This window comes from Pantoea trifolii (assembly GCF_024506435.1).
Taxonomy (GTDB): Bacteria; Pseudomonadota; Gammaproteobacteria; order Enterobacterales; family Enterobacteriaceae; genus Pantoea; species Pantoea trifolii.
Genome location: NZ_JANIET010000001.1, coordinates 696,967 through 717,441 on the forward strand (window position 1 = coordinate 696,967; position 20,475 = coordinate 717,441).

The window sequence follows — 20,475 nt, forward strand, 5'->3', positions numbered from 1 at the left end:
TTGTGATTTTAATAACATTATAACGTTAAAAATTCACCGGGAGAAAACAATGGATATTGCGGTTATTGGGTCAAATATGGTGGACCTCATTACCTATACCAATCAGTTGCCTAAAGCGGGCGAAACGCTGGAAGCACCTGATTTTGCTATCGGCTGTGGCGGTAAAGGTGCTAATCAGGCGGTGGCAGCGGCGAAGATGGGCGCCAGCGTGATGATGGTGAGCAAAGTCGGCGACGATCTGTTTGCGCCGAATACCGTGGCCAATCTGCAACAGCAGGGCGTGGATACCCGTTTTGTCACCACCGCGCCAGGCACCTCCAGCGGCGTGGCACCGATCTTCGTTGACGATCAGTCGCAGAACCGCATTCTGATTATCAAAGGTGCCAACCAGCAGCTGAAACCGGCGGATATTGATGCCGCCGCCGACGCGCTGAAAAGCTGCCAGCTGATCATTCTGCAACTGGAGGTCCCGCTGGAAACCGTCTATTACGCCATTGATTTTGCCCGCCAGCACGACATCAAAGTGATCCTCAATCCGGCACCGGCGGTAGCCGATCTCAATATCGAATACGCCTGCAAATGCGACTTTTTCATGCCAAACGAAACCGAGCTGGAGATCCTCACCGGCATGCCGGTCACCACCGATGAAGAGGTGAAACTGGCGGGGCAATCGCTGCTTAAACGCGGGCTGAAAAACCTGATCATCACGCTGGGCGGACGCGGTTCGCTGTGGATGTCCGGCGACAATGTGCATCAGGTCGCACCGACTGCGGTAAAAGCGGTCGACACCAGCGGCGCGGGCGATGCCTTTATCGGCTGCTTTGCTCACGAGCTGGTGAAAAGCGGCGATATTCCGGCCGCGATGGCGCAAGCCTCTGCTTATGCCGCCTGCAGCGTGACCGGTCGCGGCACGCAGCGCTCCTATCCCGACGCGGAAACCTTCCAGCGTTTTCTCAACGTTCACTGAGGTCGAGTTATGCAACCGAACATTGTTCAGCAATCTGATGGCTATCTGAATAAAACGCCGCTGTTCCAGTTCATTTTGCTCTCGTGCCTGTTCCCGTTGTGGGGCTGTGCGGCGAGTCTGAACGACATCCTGATCACCCAGTTCAAAAGCGTGTTCGCGTTAAGCGATTTCGCCAGCGCGCTGGTGCAGAGTGCGTTCTACGGCGGCTACTTCCTGATCGCCATTCCGGCCTCGCTGGTGATCCGCAAAGCCACCTATAAACTGGCGATTTTGCTGGGACTGGCGCTGTATATCGTGGGCTGCGTGCTGTTCTATCCCGCTTCGCACATGGCGACCTACACCATGTTCCTCGCGGCGATTTTCGCCATCGCTATCGGTTTGAGCTTCCTCGAAACCGCTGCCAATACCTATAGCTCGATGATTGGTCATCGCGATCACGCCACGCTGCGCCTCAATATCAGCCAGACGTTCTATCCGGTCGGTGCATTAATGGGGATCGTGCTGGGCAAATATCTGGTATTCCAGGAGGGCGACAGTCTGGAAAGTCAGCTGGCGGGCATGAACGCTGAACAGGCGCATGCGTTCCGTCTCACTATGCTCGAGCACACGCTGGAACCCTACAAATATCTGGTGATGGTTTTGGTGGTGGTGATGCTGCTGTTCCTGTTCACCCGCTATCCGCGCTGTAAGCCGGAAAGCAGTGAAAAATCCCTGCCGTCGCTCGGCGAGACCTTCCGCTATCTGGCGGCGAATCGTCACTTCAAACGCGGCATTGTGGCGCAGTTCCTGTATGTCGGCATGCAGGTGGCGGTGTGGTCGTTCACCATTCGTCTGGCGCTGACGCTTGGCGCGATCAATGAGCGTCATGCCTCTAACTTCATGATCTATAGCTTCATCGGTTTCTTTATCGGTAAATTTATCGCCAACTTCCTGATGACGCGCTTCCGTGCGGAGAAAGTGTTGATTGCCTACTCGCTGCTGGGTGTTCTCGCGCTGGCGTATGTGATGTTTGTGCCGAACTTTACTGCCGTGTATGCCGCGATCTTTGTCAGCGCGCTGTTTGGTCCATGCTGGGCGACGATCTATGCCGGTACGCTGGCGACTGTCGATAATAAATACACCGAAGTGGCGGGCGCGTTTATCGTGATGTCGATTGTCGGTGCCGCCTTTATTCCTGCGATTCAGGGCTTCGTCTCCGATCATCTGGGATCCATGCAGCTGGCGTTCGGCGTTTCGCTGCTGTGCTTCGCCTGGGTCGGTTACTTCTTCTGGGGCGAGCTGCGCCATAAAAAGCAGGCGGAAGCGGCCGGTCGTTTAGTCGAGGAGATGCCATGAAAACCCGTTTACCGTTACGTCGTGAGCAGTTTCACGAAACGCCCGCCACGCTGCTGCGCAACGAGACGTTCCACGTCGAGCTGTTTCGCTATCCCGCAGGCGTGGAAGCGGTGCGCATCAGCAACCCACGCGGCACGGTGATCGTGCTGCCGTTTTACGGTCAGATGGTGTGGGACGCCAACTTTGACGGCCATTCGCTCACCATGGGCCACAGCTTTAAGCAGCCGCTGCCCGGCAGTTCGATCATTGATACCTACGGCTGCTTTGCTTTCCACTCTGGGCTGCTGGCTAACGGCTGCCCGGCAGAGGATGACGAACATCCGCTGCACGGCGAAATGGCCTGCGCGCGCATGGACAGCGCGTGGATGGTGCTGGAGGAGGATCGCGTGTCGCTGGAGGGCGAAACCGAGTATGTGAAGGGCTTCGGCCATCACTATCTTGCCGCACCGGCGGTGCGCCTTGAGGCCAATGCGGCGCGCCTGCACATCGAGATGAACGTCACCAACCTGGCGGGTGCGCCGATGCCGCTGCAGTATATGTGTCATCTGAACAGCGCCTGGCTGGATCAAGGCCGTTTCCAGCAGTCGATCCCGACCGATGCTTTCCAGTTGCGCAGCTCGATCCCGGCACACGTGAAGCCTACACCGCAGTGGCGCGCGTATACCGATCGGCTGTCGCGCGATCCGCAGGCGTTTCAGCAGCTGGATCAACCTGAGATGTGCGATCCGGAGATCGTGTTCTTTGCGGACGATCTCCAGCAGTACGGCGATGAGATGCAGTTCGAACTGCACTCACCGCAGGGATTTGCCCTGATGACGCGCTTCTCCAGCCAGCAATTCCCGCACGCCACGCGCTGGATGCTGCACAACCGCGATCAGCAGGTCGCCGCCTATGTGCTGCCGTCAACCTGCCGCCCGGAAGGTTTCAAAGCAGCGCAGCGCGCCGACACGTTGATTGAGTTGGCACCTGGCGAACAGCGTCACTTTAGCGTTGAAACTGGTATTTTGTAGGGGCGCCATTTATGGCGACCTGGTTTCCAGGTGCGCATGAATGCGCACCCTACGAAAATGATGCAACTAAATCGCCACCAACCCGCGCACGCCGTCAGCTTCCATTGCGGAGCCGGCACCGCGCTGCACGATCTCGCCGCGCGACATCACCAGATAGCTATCGGCCAGTTCGGCGGCGAAATCGTAAAACTGCTCGACGAGCAGAATCGCCATATCGCCGCGCTGCGCCAGTTGGCGGATCACCGCACCGATCTCCTTGATCACCGACGGCTGGATCCCTTCGGTGGGTTCATCGAGGATCAACAGCTTTGGTGAACAGGCGAGGGCGCGGCCAATTGCCAATTGCTGCTGCTGTCCGCCCGACAGATCGCCGCCGCGGCGTGCTTTCATCTCACGCAGCACCGGGAACAGTCGATAAATCTCCTCCGGCACCGCTTTGGCCTGTGCGCCAGAAAAACGCGCCAGCCCCATCAGCAGATTCTCTTCCACCGTCAGGCGCGGGAAAATTTCGCGCCCCTGCGGCACATAAGCGATACCCGCCTGCACGCGCTGGTGTGGCTTGCGGCTGTTGATCACGTTATCCTGCCAGCGAATCTCGCCGGACTTGGCCGGAATTAGCCCCATCAAACATTTCAGCAGCGTGGTTTTGCCCACGCCGTTGCGTCCCAGCAGGCAGGTAATTTCACCCGGTTTCGCTTCAAACGACAGGCCGCGCAGAATGTGGCTGCCGCCGTAATATTGATTCAGTTCCGCGACTTGCAGCATATTAACGCCCCAGATAAACGTCGATAACCCGATCGTCCGCCTGCACTTCGCGTAACGATCCCTCGGCCAAAACCTGGCCCTGATGCAGCACGGTGACGTGATCGGCAATGGTTTCAACAAAGCCCATGTCATGCTCAACCACCATCAGCGAATGCTTCCCGGCGAGGCTGCGAAACAGCTCGGCGGTGTACTCGGTTTCGGCATCGGTCATGCCGGCCGCCGGTTCATCCAGCAGCAGCAGATGCGGGTCCTGCACCAGCAACATGCCGATCTCCAGAAACTGCTTCTGACCGTGCGACAGCAAACCGGCTTTGCGCTGGCGTTCACCGCCCAGCCGCAGCAGTTTCAGCACCTCATCAATGCGATCCTGCTGCTCGCCGTTCAGCCGCGCACGCAGACTTGCCCACACCGATTTGTCATTTTTCAGCGCGATTTCCAGATTCTCAAACACCGTCAGCGCTTCGAAAACCGTGGGTTTCTGGAACTTGCGTCCAATACCGGCACGCGCGATCTCCACCGGCGACATTTTGCTGAGATCGGTATCCTGGTCGTAGATCACCTGGCCATTATCCGGCCGGGTTTTACCGGTGATCACATCCATCAGCGTGGTTTTTCCCGCGCCGTTGGGGCCGATCACGCAGCGCAATTCGCCGACGCCGATCTTCAGCGAGAGATCGGTTAGCGCGCGGAAACCGTCGAATGACACGTTGATCTTCTCCAGCTGCAATACTGGATCGGTTTGTTCACGATGACGATCCGAGGGATGAGGTTGGGTAAACAGTTGTTCAGTCATCACGCCTCCGGCGCAGCAGGCCAATCACGCCACGCGGCAGGAACAGCGTGACCAGGATAAACATCAGGCCAAGGAAGAACAGCCAATATTCCGGGAAGGCGACGGTAAACCAGCTTTTGGCCCCGTTGACGATGGCGGCACCGAGCAGCGGACCAATCAAGGTGCCGCGTCCGCCCAGCGCCACCCAAATCGCCGCCTCAATCGAGTTGGTCGGCGACATCTCGCTGGGATTGATAATGCCGACCTGCGGCACATAGAGCGCGCCCGCCAGCCCGCACAGCACCGCCGAAAGCGTCCAGACAAACAGCTTGAAGCCTTTGGGATCGTAACCGACGAACATCAGGCGGTTCTCCGCATCGCGCACGGCGGTCAGCACACGGCCAAACTTGCTGCGTGCCAGCGCGAAGCCAATGCCGAGGCTCACCAGCAACAGCAGCACCGTGGCGACAAACAGCCCGATGCGCGTGCCGGTCGCAGTGACGTTAAAGCCAAGCAGCGTGGTAAAGCCGGTAAAACCGTTGTTGCCGCCGAAGCCGGTTTCGTTGCGGAAAAACAGCAGCATGCCGGCGTAGGTCAGCGCCTGCGTCATGATCGAGAAGTAGACGCCTTTGATTTTCGAGCGGAAGGCGAAGAAGCCAAACACCAGCGCCAGCAAACCCGGCACCAGCATGATCAGGCACAGCGCCCAGGCAAAATGTTGCGTGCCCGCCCAGAACCACGGCAGTTCGTTCCATGAAAGGAAGGACATAAACGCGGGCAAGCCGTCGCCGGATGCCTGACGCATCAAATACATGCCCATCGCATAGCCGCCAAGCGCGAAGAACAGGCCGTGACCCAGCGACAGCAGCCCAGCGTATCCCCACACCAAATCGAGCGCTACCGCGACCACGGCGTAACAGAGAATCTTGCCGACCAGCGTCAGCGTGTAGGTGGAGATCGCCAGCGGATGCGTGGCGGGCAGCAGGGCGCAGAACGGCAGCACCAACAGCAGCGCGGCGATCACCACGCCAAGGCTGATGGTCAGGCGCGGCGCTTTGCGCGCGATGGTTAACGTCATTGGCTGGCTCATCAGTCAATCACCCTCCCTTTGAAGGCAAACAGGCCCTGCGGACGTTTCTGGATAAACAGCACGATCAGCACGAGGATGAGGATTTTGCCGAGCACTGCGCCAATCTGCGGCTCCAGCACTTTGTTAAGAATGCCGAGGCCAAAGGCCGCCACCACGGTGCCCGCCAGTTGGCCGACGCCGCCCAGCACCACCACAAGGAAGGAGTCGATGATGTAGCCTTGACCGAGCTCCGGCCCGACGTTGCCGAGCTGCGACAGCGCCACGCCGCCGAGTCCAGCGATGCCGGAACCGAGTCCAAACGCCAGCATATCGATGCGTCCGGTCGGCACGCCGCAGCAGTCGGCCATCGCGCGGTTCTGCGTCACGGCTCGCACGCTTAGGCCGAGGCGGGTTTTATTCAGCAGCAGCCAGGTGAGGCCCAGCACGGCAAACACAAACAGGATCACCGCGATACGGTTGTACGGCAGCACCAGATTGGGCAGCAGCTGCAGCCCGCCGGAGAGCCAGCCTGGGTTAGCCACCTCCAGGTTCTGCGCGCCAAACAGCATACGCACCAGCTGAATCAGCATCAGGCTGATGCCCCAGGTTGCGAGCAGCGTTTCCAGCGGACGTCCGTACAGATGGCGGATGATGGTGCGCTCCAGCAACATGCCCATGCAGGCGGTAACCAGAAACGCCACCGGCAGCGCCAGCAGCGGATACCACGCCAGCCACTGCGGTGCGAACTGCTGGAACAGGCTTTGCACAAACCAGGTCGCGTAGGCGCCCAGCATCAGCATTTCGCCATGCGCCATGTTGATCACGCCGAGCAGGCCGTAGGTGATGGCCAGGCCCAGCGCCGCTAATAACAAGATCGATCCCAGCGATAAGCCGGTAAACGCCTGGCCAAGCAGATCGCCCCACATCAGGCGCTGTTTAATCTGCTTCAGGCTGGCTGCGGCGGCGTCACGCACGCGGGCATCGGATTCATTGCTGGCTTGGGTTAAGCGCGTGAGGCTGGCCTGAATATTGGGATCGCTGGATTCGCCGAGCAGTTTGACGGCTTTGAGGCGCAGCGCCGCATCCGGGCTGGCGAGTTGCAGATTGGCCGCTGCCATGAGTAGCACGTCGTGCACTTTCGCGTCTTTTTCCTGCGCGAGACGCTGTTCAATCAGCGGCAGCATATCGGCGACGCCATCGTTTTGCAGTTGTTGTGCGGCACGTAAACGGATCGCGGCATCGTCACTCACCAGCTGGTGGGCGGCGAGGGCGCTGGCGATCAGCACGCGCAGGCGGTTATTCATAAATAGCTTTTTAGTGTCGCCGCTGGGTTGTTGCGCGCTGTCGAGCGGCTGCAGCGTCTCGCCCTGTTTGCTGAACGGCTGCTGCTTTTGGTCGATGACCACGGTTTCATTGCGCAGCGCCTGCAGCAGCGGCAGGCGATTAGCCTGCGGTGCAGCGGCCCACTGCTGGAGCAGCGTGGCTTGTTGCGTGCGGCTGGCGGCCGCGAAGTCTGCGCCATCGCCCGCCTGGGCGAGCCAGGGCAGCAGTAACAGCAGACAGCAGAGATAACGGCGGATTGTCATGGTTCTGGCCCTGATGGTGAGAAGTTGTGCTGGGTTTGGATTGGTGTTGCTGTCCCCCATCCCGGCCTTCCCCCATAAATGGGGGAAGGAGACGCAGCCAAATGCATGTTCATTGCTGGCATTGGGCAACGTCTTCCTCCCCCATTTATGGGGGAGGACCGAGGAGGGGGACAGCCAGCACAACCCCTTACTGCGTTGATTTCACCGGATGATCTGGCTTCTTATCGTTACCCGCGATGTACGGGCTCCACGGCTGGGCGCGCACCGGTTGCTCGGTCTGCCACACCACGTTGAACTGACCGTTCTCTTCCACTTCGCCAATCATCACTGGCTTGTGCAGGTGATGGTTGGTTTTATCCATGGTCAGGGTGAAACCGTCTGGCGCTTTGAAGGTTTGTCCCGCCATCGCCGCGCGCACTTTATCCACATCGGTGGTGCCCGCTTTCTCTACCGCCTGCGCCCACATATGCAGGCCAACGTAGGTCGCTTCCATCGGATCGTTGGTCACCACGGTGTTAGCGTTCGGCAAGTTGTGCGCCTTGGCGTATGCGCGGTAATCCGCGACAAATTTGGCGTTGGTTGGGTTATCCACCGACTCGAAGTAGTTCCACGCCGCTAACTGTCCGACCAGCGGTTTGGTATCGATACCGCGCAATTCTTCCTCGCCGACCGAGAAGGCGATCACTGGAATATCCGTGGCTTTGATGCCCTGGTTGGCCAGCTCTTTGTAGAACGGCACGTTGGAGTCGCCGTTGATGGTGGAGATCACCGCCGTTTTGCCACCGGCAGAGAACTTCTTAATGTTGGAGACGATGGTCTGATAATCGCTGTAACCAAACGGCGTATAGACCTCTTCGATGTCTTTATCCTGTACGCCTTTGGTGTGCAGGAAGGCGCGCAGAATCTTGTTGGTGGTGCGCGGATAGACGTAGTCGGTGCCCAGCAGGAAGAAGCGTTTTGCGCTGCCGCCATCTTCACTCATCAGGTATTCCACCGCCGGAATCGCCTGCTGGTTCGGCGCGGCGCCGGTGTAGAATACGTTCGGTGACATCTCTTCGCCTTCGTACTGCACCGGATAGAACAGCAGGCCGTTTAGCTCCTCAAACACCGGCAGCACCGATTTACGCGATACCGAAGTCCAGCAGCCAAACACCGCCGCCACTTTGTCCTGGGTCAGCAGCTGGCGCGCTTTCTCAGCGAACAGCGGCCAGTTGGAGGCCGGATCGACCACCACCGGTTCCAGCTTTTTGCCCAGCACGCCGCCTTTGGCGTTGATCTCATCGATAGTCATCAGCGCCACATCCTTCAGCGGCGTTTCGGAGATCGCCATGGTGCCGGAGAGCGAGGACATAATGCCCACCTTGATGGTGTCAGCAGCCTGCGCCGCAAAGGCAAAGCCCATGCTGGCAACAGAGGCAGAGAGCGCGAAAGCCTTGAGCAACGAACGTCTTTTCATCAGTAAACCCCTCACGATGTTTGTATTGTTATTCAATGGGTTGAAGTCGAGCCTGCTGTAACATATGCAATGTGATCTTTCTGACCTCTGCCTTACTGACGGCGATGTGGTCGGTTAAAATGCGCTGCGCCTCCTCGGTTTGTTGCTGGAAAATCGCCCGTAAAATCTGGGCGTGCTCGCGGTATGTCGCCTCCATTCGGTCGTCACGGGTAAAATCGAGACGGCGAATGATGCGGATTTTTTCGGTCAGTTCGGCGTGGATGCGCGCCATCTCCTGATTGCCAGCGGCGGCCACCAGCGCCATGTGAAAAGCTTCATCCTGCGCCGAAACCGCTTTGCCATCGGCCAGCGGCGGCGCATCGATCCAGAAGCTTTTCAGCGCGGTCAGCATGTCAATGCACTGCGGTGCGGGCAGCGCGCACAGGCGGCGCACCGCTTCGCACTCCAGCACGGTGCGAAAGTCGTACAGCTCTTCGAAATATTCGAAGTCGAACGGCTTCACCTGCCAGCCGCTGCGGAACCACACTTCGACATAGCCCTCGCGCTCCAGCCAGAACAGCGCCTGACGCACCGGCGTGCGGCTCACTTCCAGCCGATCGGCGATTTCGTTTTCGCTGAAGCGGTCGCCCGGCATCAGACGGAACTCAAAAATGTCCTGCTTCAGCGCCTGATAAACCTTCTCGGCCAGCGCTTCCGGGCGACCTTTGCTACGAGGGCTTGTGTTCATGCCAACTCCTTATTCCAGCCACAGCAGGGCATCGCCCGGACTCACCGGACGTCCTGCCTGGCAGGCAATGCGTTTCACCGTGCCCGCCTGCGGCGCGACAATCGCCAGTTCCATTTTCATCGCTTCCACGATGATCAGCGTTTGACCGGCTTCCACCACATCGCCCGGCTGCACCAGCACTTTCCAGATGTTGCCGTTCATATCGGCGCACACTGCCAGCGCATCGTCGTCGGCTTCAGCCACCACCAAGGTTTCCTCGCTGGTGAGCGGCGCGTTCTGCTCTTCCTGCGCCCACAGCGTCACTTCCTGTTCAAAGGCGGCAGACTGACGCTGACGGAAATCGCTGATCGACGCGGCGTTTTCCGCGAGGAATTGGTGATGGGCGGCGAAGTCGAATACGGTTTCTTCGATGCGCACCGTGGCGCGGCCTTCGCGGAAGTCATCGCGCAGCTGCGTCAGTTCGTCTTCCGTTACCGGGTAGAAGCGCACCTGATCGAAGAAGTGCAGCAGCCACGGCTCGTCGGCCGCGAACTGATCGTTCTTGAGGAATTTGTTCCAGATTGGCAGCGTGCGGCCCACCAGTTGATAACCGCCAGGTGAATCCATGCCATAGATGCACATGTACATGCCGCCAATGCCGACCGTGCCTTCGGCGGTAAAGGTGCGCGCCGGGCTGTATTTGGAGCTCAGCAGGCGATGGCGTGGATCGATCGGTACCGCGCACGGCGCGCCGAGATAGACATCGCCAAGGCCGAGAATCAGAAAGCTGGCATCAAAAATGGTGTCGCGCACCGCTTCACGACTCGCTAAACCATTAATACGCTGGATAAAATCGACGTTATTTGGCAGCCACGGTGCGCTGGCACGTACGGTTTCTTGATAGCGTTCGACCGCGCCGAGCGTAGCGCTGTCTTCGAAGGCCATCGGCATCCAGACAATGCGTGACGGTACTTTCAGCTGGCTGACATCGCCGAGCCCGGCTTCCAGTTCCAGCAGCAGCTGCATCAGCTGTTTCTGGCTGAGAATCAGGCTGTCGTAGCGCACCTGCAAAGAGCGCACGCCCGGCGACAACTCTTCCACGCCCGGCACTGCGCGTTCACGCAGCGCATTCATCAGCAGATGCACGCGCAGACGCAGCGCCAAATCCAGTACGTTATCGCCGTACTCAATCAGCACATATTTGTCGCCCGCCTGGCGATAAACCGCCGCTGGCGTGGTTGCCGTGGCAGGGATCGCCGCCAGCAAGGTGGCGGAACCGATAGCGCTGGCCGCTAAAGAGGGCACGGCAAAGGCTGGCGCGTGGCTGCTGCGCAGGGTGGCTACGCTGTGCGCCTGGGCTTTTTCCAGCGCCACCGCTTCGTCGGCGCTGATCGGGTGGAAGCGGATTTTATCGCCCGGTTTCACCTGGCCAACTTTCCACAACTCAGCTTTGGCGATGGTTACCGGGCAGACGAAGCCGCCGAGACTTGGGCCGTCGTGCGTCAGGATCACCGGGAAGTCGCCGGTGAAGTTCACCGCGCCGATGGCGTATTCGCAGTCATGCACGTTTGAGGGATGCAGACCGGCTTCGCCACCGTTGGCGCGCGTCCACGTTGGTTTCGGGCCTACCAAACGCACGCCGAGGCGGTTGGAGTTGTAGTGCACCTGCCAGTCGCTGGCAAAGAACTCATCAATCGCCGCCTGGGTGAAGAAATCCGGTGCGCCGTGCGGTCCATATAGCACGCCGATGCGCCATTCCGTACCGTAATGCGGCACCAGCGCATGATCGAGCGCCTGCGGTGCGCTAACCGGCGCGGGCGTGGTGCAGGCGGCGAGCTGCGGCTGAGAGATTGGCAGCATGTCGGCGACGCGTAAGGTGCGTCCGGCGTGGCCGCCAAACTGACCGAGCGAGAAGGTGGAGCGGCTGCCGAGATATTCCGGCACGTCGAACCCGTTGCGCACCGCTAAGTAGGTGCGACAGCCGCTCTGCGCGCGGCCCAACGTCAGCGTTTGTCCTGCTTTGACGCTAACGGGCTGCCAGTACGCAATGCTCTCGCCATCAACGTCGGCTGGGCAATCGGCGCCGGTTAAGGCGATCACTGCATCGCTGTGGAAGCGCAGCGTGGGGCCTTGCAGCGTGAATTCCAGACCGGCGGCGCTGTCGTGGTTGCCGACAATGCGGTTGGCGAGGCGGAAGGCGAAATCGTCCATTGGTCCGGACGGCGGCACGCCGATATCCCAGTAGCCGAGGCGGCCTGGGAAATCCTGAATGCTGCTGAAGGTGCCGGGTTGCAGCACTTCAATCACGCTGGCGGCGGGCGTGAAGCCATCAAGGAAGCGCGTCCACACGCTGCCGCTGCGGAAGGCGTCGGTGGCGACGATCTGACGCAGATAATCAAGGTTGGTGGCGATGCCATGCAGTTGGGTAGCGGCCAGCGCCTGCTGCATCTTTTCCAGTGCCGCTTCGCGCGTGTCAGCATGTACGATCAGTTTGGCGACCATCGGATCGTAATACGCCGAGACTTCGCTGCCGGTAGCGATCCAGCCATCGACGCGCACATCATCCGGGAAACAGACGCCGGTCAACACGCCCGGACTTGGCTGGAAGTTTTTCAGCGGATCTTCAGCGTAGATACGTACTTCAATCGATGCGCCTTGCGGAGCCTGTTGCAGGCGCGCCCAGTCGATGGCATCACCAGCGGCCACTTTCAACATGCACTCAACGAGGTCGAGGCCGGTGACGCATTCGGTGACCGGATGCTCAACCTGCAGGCGAGTATTCACTTCGAGGAAGTAGAAGGCATCCTGTTCGGCGTCGTAGATATATTCCACCGTTCCGGCGCTGCGATAGTTCACCAGTTCGCCGAGGCGAACGGCGGAAGAGAGCAGCGCTTCACGCGTTGCCTGCGGCAGATTCGGTGCCGGCGTTTCTTCCACCACTTTCTGGTTGCGGCGCTGCAGCGAGCAGTCGCGTTCACCGAGGGCGATGACTTTGCCGCTGCCGTCGCCAAAAATCTGCACTTCAACGTGGCGTGCGCGGTCAATGCAGCGTTCTAAAAACACGCCCGCATCGCTGAAGAACTGCTCGCCCAGACGGCGCACGCTCTCCCACGCATTGCCCAGCGCATCGGCGTCGGCGCAGCGCGTCAGGCCAATGCCGCCGCCGCCCGCGGTGCTTTTCAGCATCACCGGATAACCGATGGTGTCGGCGGCGCTCAGGGCTTCATCCAGCGAACTCAGCAGCGGCGTGCCCGGTGTCATCGGCACGCCCGCGCTGGCAGCTAACTCACGCGCGCGGTGTTTCAGGCCAAATTCGCCAATCTGCTGCGCGGTCGGGCCGACAAAGGCGATGCCGGCTTTTTCACAGGCATCGGCAAACGGCAGGCTTTCTGACAGGAAACCGTAGCCCGGCCAGATGGCTTCGGCACCGGTTTCCTGCGCGGCGGCGAGGATTTTATCGATGCGTAAATAGCTGTCGCTGGCTTTGTCGCCGCCGAGGGCGATGGCCACATCAGCGTCTTTGACGTGGCGCGCGTTGCGATCGGCATCGGAATAGACGGCAACGCTTTTCACGCCGAGGCGTTTTAAAGTGCGGATGGCGCGGCAGGCGATTTCGCCACGGTTAGCAATCAGAACGGTGCTGAACATGCTTATTTACTCCCCAGAGATGCCAGCCAGTTGCGCCAGCCGCCAAATTCGGTAATTTCCAGCGCCTGCGACAGCACGGCCGGTTCACAGATAAAGCCTTTGACGATGCGTCCGTCGGCCAGCGTCAGCGAGCCAATGCCGAGCGGGGCCGGGATTTCCGCCACGAACTCGCCAAAGCGCGCCAGCGGGATATCCCACAGTTCTACGGTGATCGCCGCACCGCTTTCACCACGCAGCAGGCCCGGCTTCTTAATCGGGCCATCGAGCAGGGCGAACAGGCGGTAATTGCTGGCGGTTTGCGTCTCTTCGACTAACACCGCCTGGCGTGTAGTGAGCTGGAAGTTGAGCGGCATGCCGGTGAGGTGCGCGCCCACCACCGCCACGCGGACGTGATCGGCAGAAACCGGTAATGCGCCTTGCTGAGCAGGCTGCGCTTTGCCGGTGGCACCGAGCGGCAGCGCCATCTGCTGCTGCCAGCGCACACCAAAACCGGCCAGCGCGCGATCCTGCCAGGCAGGCGCAATCAGCGTGATGCCGGCGGGCAAACCATCGGCGCGGAAGGGCGCAGGCAGCGCCAGCGCGCTGAGATCGGCGAGGTTGGTAAAGTTGGTGTAGGTGCCGAACTGCGAGTTGTAATGCACCGGCTCTTGCTGCATTTCGGCCAGCGTATGGATGGTTGGCGAGGTGGGCACCACCAGCGCATCGAACTGCGCCAGCGTTTGCTGAATCTGACGCGTCAGTTCGGCGCGCAGATATTCCGCCTGATAGGCTTCGACCGCCGTGTATTTCAGGCCGCTGCTGACGATGCCGTACACCACCGGATCCATCTCTTCCGGACGATGGATCATCTCGCCCACCGCCACGGTGCGTTCGGCAACCCACGGACCGTAATAGAGCTGCTCGGCTAATTGATGGAATAGTGAAAAGTCGATCGGATGCAGCGTTGCGCCGCCAACCTGCAATTGCTCCAGCGCCGCCAGCCATGCCGCTTCGGCCTGCTTATCACCAAAGAACTCGGGCGTGGCGGGAATGGCGAAATCGGGCTGCGCTTTGAAGCGGGCTGGCGCGGTGTGCGGATTGCTGCGCGAATAGGCATCGCCCGCGTCATAGCCGCCCGCTGCGGTTGCCACGGCATAGGCATCGTCGACCGTTAACGCGAACACGGAAATGGTGTCATTGAGGCGGCAAGCCGGCACCACGCCGCTGGCGGAGAACCAGCCTTTGGTCGGCTTGAGGCCAACGATGTTGTTGAAACCGGCGGGCACGCGGCCCGAACCGGCGGTGTCGGTGCCGAGTGAGAAGCCCACCAAACCGCGCGCCAACACTGACGCTGAACCGGAGCTGGAGCCGCCGCTGACGTAATCAGGGTTGAAAGTGTTGCTCACCGCGCCAAACGGCGAACGCGTGCCGACTAAGCCGGTGGCGTATTGGTCGAGGTTGGTTTTGCCAATCACCACCGCGCCTGCTGCTTTGAGCTGCGCGACGACAAAGGCATCGGCTTCGGCGGTGTAGGTGAAGGCCGGGCAGGCAGCGCTGGTCGGCCAGCCGGCGACATCGATATTATCTTTTACCGCAAACGGCACGCCAAACAGCGGCAGCGCGGCCGGGTTGCGTTGATAGCTCGCCAGCAGCGGTTCAATTTGTGCCTGCAGCTGCGCTGGCGTGGCGAGATAGAGCCAGGCGTTATCCTGCGCGTCGATGGCGTCGAGATGGGCCGCCAGCAAAGCGGTAATTTGTTGTGGATCCTGTTGGTAACTGCGTTGCCAATCCTGGAGCGTAAAGCCAAAGGTCGATGCCATGAGTGAATTCCAACTGGTATACAAGATGGAATTCAACAGAGCAAAGCGCGTGCCATTTTTGTAAGCCGATGAAACCGCGTAGTTAATTGATGTGTAATACGTTTTTCTGATGATAAATTGCACAATGGCGGCGCAAACGCTGCGCAATGGCGGTGCGCGAGCGTAAATTTTGTGAAGAACATGGCAAGAGACGGTTGGCCTGGTTAGCATGAAGGATGTCTGGCATGAGCTGGATCGCAGCACTGAGAGGAGAGCGTAATGGAGAAGTGGCGTTACTGGATGCTAGGGATCTGTCTGGTCAGCACGGCCAGCAGCGTATGGGCCGATTCGCTGGATCAGCAGCGACAGCGCTATGCGCAAATCAAGCAAGCCTGGGATAACAAGCAGATGGACCAGGTGACGCAGCTGATGCCGACGCTGCAGGATTATCCGCTCTACCCGTATCTGCAATATCGCCTGCTGGCGCAAGATCTCGATCAAGAGACGCCGCTGGCGGTGAAGAACTTTATTCAACAGTATCCCACGCTGCCACCGGCGCGCTCGCTCTCAACGCGCTTTGTGAATGTGCTGGCGAACCGCCAGGATTGGCAGGGTCTGCTCAGCTTCAGCCCGGATGAACCCAAGCCGGTGCAGGCGCGCTGTAACTGGTATTACGCCAAGTGGGCCACTGGCCAGCAGCAGGCGGCATTTGCCGGTGCGAAAGAGATTTGGCTGCGCGGCACCGCATTGCCGAACGACTGCGACAAACTGTTCTCGGTATGGCAGGCCAGCGGGCAACTCTCGCCGATTACCATTCTCGAGCGCATTCGTCTGGCGATGAAAGCCGGTAACGACAGCCTGGTGAATTACCTGGCGAAAATGCTGCCGGCGGATTATCAAACCACCGCCAGCGCGCTGATTGCGCTGCAGCAGAATCCGCAAACCGTTACCACCTTTGCCAGCACCATGGGGCCAACCGATTTCACCCGCATGGCGACCAGCTACGCCTTCGCCCGTGTGGCGCGTGAGGATATGGACAACGCGCGCATGATGATCCCGCAACTTGTGCAGGCGCAGAAGATGAGCCAGGCCGATGAGCAGGATCTGAAAGAGACTGTGGTGTGGCGCATGATGGGCGCGGATCTCACCAGCGAGCAGGCACGCTGGCGTGATGCGGTGGTGATGAACAGCGAATCCACCGCGCTGGTGGAGCGCCGCGTACGGCTGGCGCTGAGCCAGAACGATCGTCGTGGTCTCAATACCTGGATCGCGCGTTTGCCGGTGGAAGCCAAAGAGAAAGATGAGTGGCAATACTGGCAGGCCGATCTGCTGATTTCGCAAGGCCGCAAAGAGGAAGCCAACGATATTCTGCGTAAGCTGATGCAGGCGCGCGGCTTCTATCCGATGGTCGCGGCGCAGCGCTTGGGCGTGGAGTATCCGTTGCAGGTCGATAAGGCACCGGCAGCTGATAGCAGCGTGACGCAAGGTGCGGAAATGGCACGCGTGCGCGAGCTGATGTATTGGGGATTGGATAACCTGGCGCGCAGCGAATGGGCCAATCTGATCTCCAGCAAAACCCGTTCGCAGCAGCAGATGCTGGCGCGTTACGCTAACGAGCAGGATTGGTGGGATCTCAGCGTGCAGGCCACCATCACTGCAAAAATGTGGGATAGCCTGAAAGAGCGCTTCCCGCTGGCGTGGCAAAATCTGTATCAGCAATACACCAGCGACAAAGGCATTCCGCAGAGTTATGCGATGGCGATTTCGCGTCAGGAGAGCGCGTGGAACCCGAAAGCGCGTTCACCGGTGGGCGCCAGCGGATTGATGCAGGTGATGCCTGGCACAGCGACGCATACCGTGAAGATGTATAACATTCCCGGCTATGTGAACAGCAGCCAGCTGCTGGATCCGCAGACCAATATTCAGATCGGGACGCAGTATCTGGAGTACGTCTATCAGCAGTTTGGTCAGAATCGCATCTTCTCCACGGCCGCCTATAACGCCGGTCCGGGACGCGTGCGCAGCTGGCAGAAAACCAGCGGCGGTAATCTGGATGCGGTGGCGTTTATCGAAACCATTCCGTTCTCAGAAACGCGTGGCTACGTGAAAAACGTGTTGGCCTACGATGCCTATTACCGCTACTTCATGGGCAAACCGGACAAGATTCTCGCCGACAGTGAGTGGAATCGCCAGTATTGACTGTGCTATGCTTCCGTACTCGTTAATGAGTACGGAAGCCCTTCATGAGCCAACCCCTTTCTTCCCAGCCGGAATCGGCTCAGCCTGTTGAAGATAACTGGCTGCGTTTTATCGAACTGATGCAAAACGCGTTTGCCGATGGCGTAGCGCTGCCCTTATTACAACTGATGATGACGCCGGATGAACGTGAATCCTACGGGACGCGTTTGCGCATTATTGAAGAGTTGATGAGCGGCGAGATGAGCCAGCGTGAACTGAAGAATGAGTTAGGCGTGGGCATTGCCACCATTACACGTGGCTCCAACAGTCTGAAAGAGGCGCCGCCAGAGCTAAAACGCTGGCTGGAAGCGCGTCTCGGCCGCGATTAACGCTGGCTGTACAGCGGATGCGTGAACGGACACAGCGCCAGAATCAACGCCTGATGGTAGACGCTGGAGCGGCTCAGCAGGCCGTGGGTTAAGGCTCCAATCGCGCCGCCTTTGTGTTTGATATTCTCCACGCCGGTTAAGCGTGCCATCTCATCACCCAATTCATGCCCGGCAGCTAAGCCTGTCACGACAATCGGCGGCAGCGTAAAGCTGGCCGAACGTGATTCCCCGCGCTGCTGCGCGTTTTCAATCACCATCCACGCAAAGGCGCAATCGCCTTCAATGCCCGCTTCAATCGCCACCCAGTAATCGGCCTGTGGACGCGCCTGACGCGCGTTCTCTACCCGCTGGCGTGCGCCAGTTCGCGTTTCAACATCACTAAGTGGCTGGGCTGAGACGCCGCTCTCGACCTTAACCCCGTCGATGTGGCAGGATCCTTCGCCGAAAACGTCGTTGAACGCCTGAGCAATCGCGCGAATTTTTGCCGGGTTGATGGTGGCTGCGACAACATGGTACATAATTGTTTGAACCCTCGAGGCAAATTTGTCGCAGTATAACGGAAATTAAGCATGCTACAGGTCTATCTTGTTCGTCACGGTGAAACGGTATGGAATGCGGCCCGACGCATTCAGGGGCAGTCTGACAGCCCGTTAACGGAAAAAGGTGAGCAGCAGGCGCATCAGGTGGGCGAGCGGGTGAAATCGCTGGGCATTACTCACGTGATAGCCAGCGATTTGGGACGTACGCGGCGTACGGCAGAGATTATCGCCGACGCGTGTGGCTGCACCGTTACGCTCGATGCGCGTCTGCGTGAGCTGAATATGGGCTGCCTGGAACAACGTCCACTCGACGGCTTAACCGAAGAAGAGGAAAACTGGCGTAAAACGCTGGTGGATGGCACTACGGCTGGGCGTATTCCGGGTGGCGAATCGATGGCGGAAATGGCAGCGCGTATGCACGAAGCGCTGAATGCGCTGCTTGAGCTGCCTGCGGGTAGCCGTCCACTGATTGTCAGCCACGGCATGGCGCTGGGCGTGCTGGTCAGCACCATTCTCGGTTTGCCTGCGCATGCGGAGCGTCGTTTACGTCTGCGTAACTGCTCGATTTCACGCGTGGATCATCAGCAGAGCGCGTGGCTGGCGGCCGGTTGGGTGGTTGAGACGGCGGGGGATGTGTCGCATCTGGATGCGCCTGCGCTGGATGAGTTGCAGCGCTGATCGGATGTGATGAATAAAGAGGTCGCCATGAATGGCGACCCTACGAACGGATTAATGGTTCTGTGGGCGAATCGGAATCAGGTATTCGCAGCGGATTTCCGTTGGCGGCTCGCTCCGCTTCTTACCACCGTGCGTGAAGAAACGCTCGATGTCCTGTCCCTGACGACGCACTAATCCCAGCGTCGGCATGCAGGTGCCGTACAGCAGCAGGATGAATTCACCCAGCGCGCTGCGCGCACCGTTGTAGGTGAACTGAACATAATCGCCCGCTTCCAACACCACGCTCTGATTCGACTGCATGCTTTTTGCCAGCTGATCGGCAGGCACCGCAGTGGTGTAGAGAATCTCCTGCTCATCATCCTTTTCCTGGCTGGCACGCACCTGATGCAGGCCGTACAGCACTGGCGGCACCGTGTCGGTTTCCAGCAGGAACTGTTTCCAGAAATGCATGCGCATCTCATCGCGGTAGCTGGAAATCTGCTCCAGCGTGCAGGAGTAACTCTGCGTTTGGCCGACCAGCACTGTTTCAGGCAGCGTAACAAACTGCGCTTCCGGAATGCTGTTATCGTCGAGGCGAATCGGTGGGCGAATGCCAAACGAGTTCCACTCCGACGAGCGACGATACCAGGCAGGCGTTTGATTGAACTGCTTTTTAAACGCACGGGTAAAGGTCTGCTGCGAGTCGAAGCGATATTGTAAAGCGATGTCGAGGATGGGGCGGCTGGTCAGGCGTAATGCCACCGCGGCTTTCGACAGCCGACGCGCGCGAATATACGCACCAATCGCGTGGCTGGTTACTTCCTTGAACATCCGCTGCAGATGCCACTTGGAATAGCCTGCTTTCTGCGCAACGTGATCTAATGAAAGCGGTTGATCCAGATGGCTCTCCAGCCAGACAAGCAAATCGCGAATGATACCGGCTTGGTCCATAAAACATCCTCATAACTCTCTGGTGGCGCAACTATGAAGTCGTCGAATAATAGCACGAAATGCACAAAAGCGTGGGGGCGGTTTGCTAATCGAGTGTGCTAAGTCAATGCGGGTTGAAACCCGTTTAGATTTGGTTCTGTGTTCGATTGACAGTACATTACATTCTCATCTATTCGATTGGCAATGGTAACTCAATGACAATAGCTCGTATTCTTATAATCACGTTGGCAACATATGCATTCAGTGCTGGCGTTCAGGCCGAAGAGATCGGCTCAGTTGACACGGTGTTCAAGATATTCGGCCCCGATCATAAGATCGTGGTGGAAGCCTTCGATGACCCGGACGTAAAAAATGTAACCTGTTATATCAGCCGGGCAAAAACCGGCGGTATCAAAGGGGGATTAGGTTTGGCGGAAGACACGTCCGACGCGGCCATCTCCTGTCAACAGGTGGGACCGGTAGAGCTTAGCGAGAAAATCGCACAAGGCAAGGCACAAGGTGAAGTGGTATTCAAAAAGCGCACATCGCTGGTGTTTAAGAAGCTGCAGGTGGTGCGCTTCTTTGACCAGAAACGTCATGCGCTGGTGTACCTAAGCTATTCTGACAAAGTGGTGGATGGATCGCCGAAAAATGCGCTGAGCGCCGTGCCGATTATGCCATGGCATTAAT

The 20,475-nt window shown here is 59.0% G+C and carries 17 protein-coding genes; 7 read left to right on the forward strand and 10 right to left on the reverse strand.

Annotated elements, in window-relative coordinates; genetic code table 11:
- Positions 1-49 precede the first annotated feature (49 nt).
- From rbsK to NQH49_RS03160, 3 genes are read left to right on the forward strand one after another with little or no spacing between them, the layout of a single operon-like run.
- Positions 50-967, forward strand: coding sequence for a ribokinase (gene rbsK / locus NQH49_RS03150; protein WP_256698351.1), 918 nt, complete (start codon positions 50-52; stop codon positions 965-967).
- A gap of 9 nt (positions 968-976) precedes the next feature.
- On the forward strand, positions 977-2,302 hold the full coding sequence (gene fucP / locus NQH49_RS03155; protein WP_008101752.1) for an L-fucose:H+ symporter permease: 1,326 nt from the start codon (positions 977-979) through the stop codon (positions 2,300-2,302).
- Entirely contained in the window at positions 2,299-3,312 is a 1,014-nt protein-coding gene (locus tag NQH49_RS03160) for an aldose 1-epimerase family protein (RefSeq protein ID WP_256698352.1), read from the forward strand. Before fucP ends, NQH49_RS03160 begins: the two co-directional genes overlap by 4 nt.
- Before the next feature lie 66 nt (positions 3,313-3,378).
- On the opposite strand, the gene urtE is transcribed toward NQH49_RS03160, so the two are convergent.
- From urtE to atzF, 8 genes are all read right to left on the reverse strand, one after another.
- A complete protein-coding gene (urtE, locus tag NQH49_RS03165; RefSeq protein ID WP_256698353.1) occupies positions 3,379-4,077 on the reverse strand; it encodes an urea ABC transporter ATP-binding subunit UrtE in 699 nt (232 codons plus the stop codon).
- 1 nt (position 4,078) lies between these two features.
- Complete coding sequence (urtD, locus tag NQH49_RS03170; protein WP_061718176.1) at positions 4,079-4,870, reverse strand: urea ABC transporter ATP-binding protein UrtD; 792 nt, start codon at positions 4,868-4,870, stop codon at positions 4,079-4,081.
- Positions 4,863-5,939, reverse strand: coding sequence for an urea ABC transporter permease subunit UrtC (gene urtC / locus NQH49_RS03175; protein WP_256698354.1), 1,077 nt, complete (start codon positions 5,937-5,939; stop codon positions 4,863-4,865). Before urtC ends, urtD begins: the two co-directional genes overlap by 8 nt.
- Positions 5,939-7,504: an urea ABC transporter permease subunit UrtB gene (gene urtB / locus NQH49_RS03180; protein WP_256698355.1), complete on the reverse strand. Its 1,566-nt coding sequence runs from the start codon at positions 7,502-7,504 to the stop codon at positions 5,939-5,941. The genes urtC and urtB overlap by 1 nt, the downstream gene beginning before the upstream one ends.
- Before the next feature lie 187 nt (positions 7,505-7,691).
- Positions 7,692-8,960, reverse strand: coding sequence for an urea ABC transporter substrate-binding protein (urtA, locus tag NQH49_RS03185; protein ID WP_256698356.1), 1,269 nt, complete (start codon positions 8,958-8,960; stop codon positions 7,692-7,694).
- Between the two features lie 28 nt (positions 8,961-8,988).
- Positions 8,989-9,687, reverse strand: a complete 699-nt coding sequence (locus NQH49_RS03190) for a GntR family transcriptional regulator (protein ID WP_256698357.1) — start codon at positions 9,685-9,687, stop codon at positions 8,989-8,991.
- A gap of 9 nt (positions 9,688-9,696) precedes the next feature.
- On the reverse strand, positions 9,697-13,314 hold the full coding sequence (gene uca, locus NQH49_RS03195; protein ID WP_256698358.1) for an urea carboxylase: 3,618 nt from the start codon (positions 13,312-13,314) through the stop codon (positions 9,697-9,699).
- Positions 13,315-13,316: 2 nt separating this feature from the next.
- Complete coding sequence (gene atzF / locus NQH49_RS03200) at positions 13,317-15,113, reverse strand: allophanate hydrolase (protein ID WP_256698359.1); 1,797 nt, start codon at positions 15,111-15,113, stop codon at positions 13,317-13,319.
- A gap of 258 nt (positions 15,114-15,371) precedes the next feature.
- Here atzF and sltY point away from each other — a divergent pair, with 258 nt between their 5' ends.
- Both sltY and trpR read left to right on the forward strand, forming a co-directional pair.
- Complete coding sequence (sltY, locus tag NQH49_RS03205) at positions 15,372-17,291, forward strand: murein transglycosylase (RefSeq protein WP_256698360.1); 1,920 nt, start codon at positions 15,372-15,374, stop codon at positions 17,289-17,291.
- A 44-nt stretch (positions 17,292-17,335) separates the two neighbouring features.
- Positions 17,336-17,659 (forward strand): trp operon repressor, encoded by a 324-nt coding sequence (trpR, locus tag NQH49_RS03210; RefSeq protein WP_008108696.1) that lies wholly within the window; start codon positions 17,336-17,338, stop codon positions 17,657-17,659.
- On the opposite strand, the gene yjjX is transcribed toward trpR, so the two are convergent.
- The gene (gene yjjX, locus NQH49_RS03215; RefSeq protein WP_256698361.1) at positions 17,656-18,177 is read right to left on the reverse strand and encodes an inosine/xanthosine triphosphatase; all 522 of its coding nucleotides are present in this window, start codon (positions 18,175-18,177) and stop codon (positions 17,656-17,658) included. The genes trpR and yjjX overlap by 4 nt on opposite strands.
- 51 nt (positions 18,178-18,228) lie before the next feature.
- Here yjjX and gpmB point away from each other — a divergent pair, with 51 nt between their 5' ends.
- Positions 18,229-18,876, forward strand: a complete 648-nt coding sequence (gpmB, locus tag NQH49_RS03220) for a 2,3-diphosphoglycerate-dependent phosphoglycerate mutase GpmB (protein ID WP_061718168.1) — start codon at positions 18,229-18,231, stop codon at positions 18,874-18,876.
- Between the two features lie 51 nt (positions 18,877-18,927).
- Here the strand turns inward: gpmB and robA are convergent, their stop codons facing one another.
- Positions 18,928-19,806 (reverse strand): MDR efflux pump AcrAB transcriptional activator RobA, encoded by an 879-nt coding sequence (gene robA, locus NQH49_RS03225; RefSeq protein ID WP_256698362.1) that lies wholly within the window; start codon positions 19,804-19,806, stop codon positions 18,928-18,930.
- 194 nt (positions 19,807-20,000) lie between these two features.
- Here robA and creA point away from each other — a divergent pair, with 194 nt between their 5' ends.
- Complete coding sequence (creA, locus tag NQH49_RS03230; protein ID WP_256698363.1) at positions 20,001-20,474, forward strand: protein CreA; 474 nt, start codon at positions 20,001-20,003, stop codon at positions 20,472-20,474.
- The last annotated feature ends 1 nt before the right edge of the window (position 20,475 follow it).

Excerpts from the sequence above, each read along its gene's own strand:
- gpmB (WP_061718168.1), top strand. The coding sequence starts at position 18,229 with ATGCTACAGGTCTATCTTGTTCGTCACGGTGAAACGGTATGGAATGCG.
- robA (WP_256698362.1), bottom strand. The coding sequence starts at position 19,806 with ATGGACCAAGCCGGTATCATTCGCGATTTGCTTGTCTGGCTGGAGAGC.
- urtE (WP_256698353.1), bottom strand. The coding sequence starts at position 4,077 with ATGCTGCAAGTCGCGGAACTGAATCAATATTACGGCGGCAGCCACATT.
- fucP (WP_008101752.1), top strand. The coding sequence starts at position 977 with ATGCAACCGAACATTGTTCAGCAATCTGATGGCTATCTGAATAAAACG.
- NQH49_RS03190 (WP_256698357.1), bottom strand. The coding sequence starts at position 9,687 with ATGAACACAAGCCCTCGTAGCAAAGGTCGCCCGGAAGCGCTGGCCGAG.
- urtA (WP_256698356.1), bottom strand. The coding sequence starts at position 8,960 with ATGAAAAGACGTTCGTTGCTCAAGGCTTTCGCGCTCTCTGCCTCTGTT.
- trpR (WP_008108696.1), top strand. The coding sequence starts at position 17,336 with ATGAGCCAACCCCTTTCTTCCCAGCCGGAATCGGCTCAGCCTGTTGAA.
- urtB (WP_256698355.1), bottom strand. The coding sequence starts at position 7,504 with ATGACAATCCGCCGTTATCTCTGCTGTCTGCTGTTACTGCTGCCCTGG.
- uca (WP_256698358.1), bottom strand. The coding sequence starts at position 13,314 with ATGTTCAGCACCGTTCTGATTGCTAACCGTGGCGAAATCGCCTGCCGC.
- sltY (WP_256698360.1), top strand. The coding sequence starts at position 15,372 with ATGGAGAAGTGGCGTTACTGGATGCTAGGGATCTGTCTGGTCAGCACG.
- atzF (WP_256698359.1), bottom strand. The coding sequence starts at position 15,113 with ATGGCATCGACCTTTGGCTTTACGCTCCAGGATTGGCAACGCAGTTAC.
- creA (WP_256698363.1), top strand. The coding sequence starts at position 20,001 with ATGACAATAGCTCGTATTCTTATAATCACGTTGGCAACATATGCATTC.
- urtC (WP_256698354.1), bottom strand. The coding sequence starts at position 5,939 with ATGAGCCAGCCAATGACGTTAACCATCGCGCGCAAAGCGCCGCGCCTG.
- yjjX (WP_256698361.1), bottom strand. The coding sequence starts at position 18,177 with ATGTACCATGTTGTCGCAGCCACCATCAACCCGGCAAAAATTCGCGCG.
- rbsK (WP_256698351.1), top strand. The coding sequence starts at position 50 with ATGGATATTGCGGTTATTGGGTCAAATATGGTGGACCTCATTACCTAT.
- NQH49_RS03160 (WP_256698352.1), top strand. The coding sequence starts at position 2,299 with ATGAAAACCCGTTTACCGTTACGTCGTGAGCAGTTTCACGAAACGCCC.
- urtD (WP_061718176.1), bottom strand. The coding sequence starts at position 4,870 with ATGACTGAACAACTGTTTACCCAACCTCATCCCTCGGATCGTCATCGT.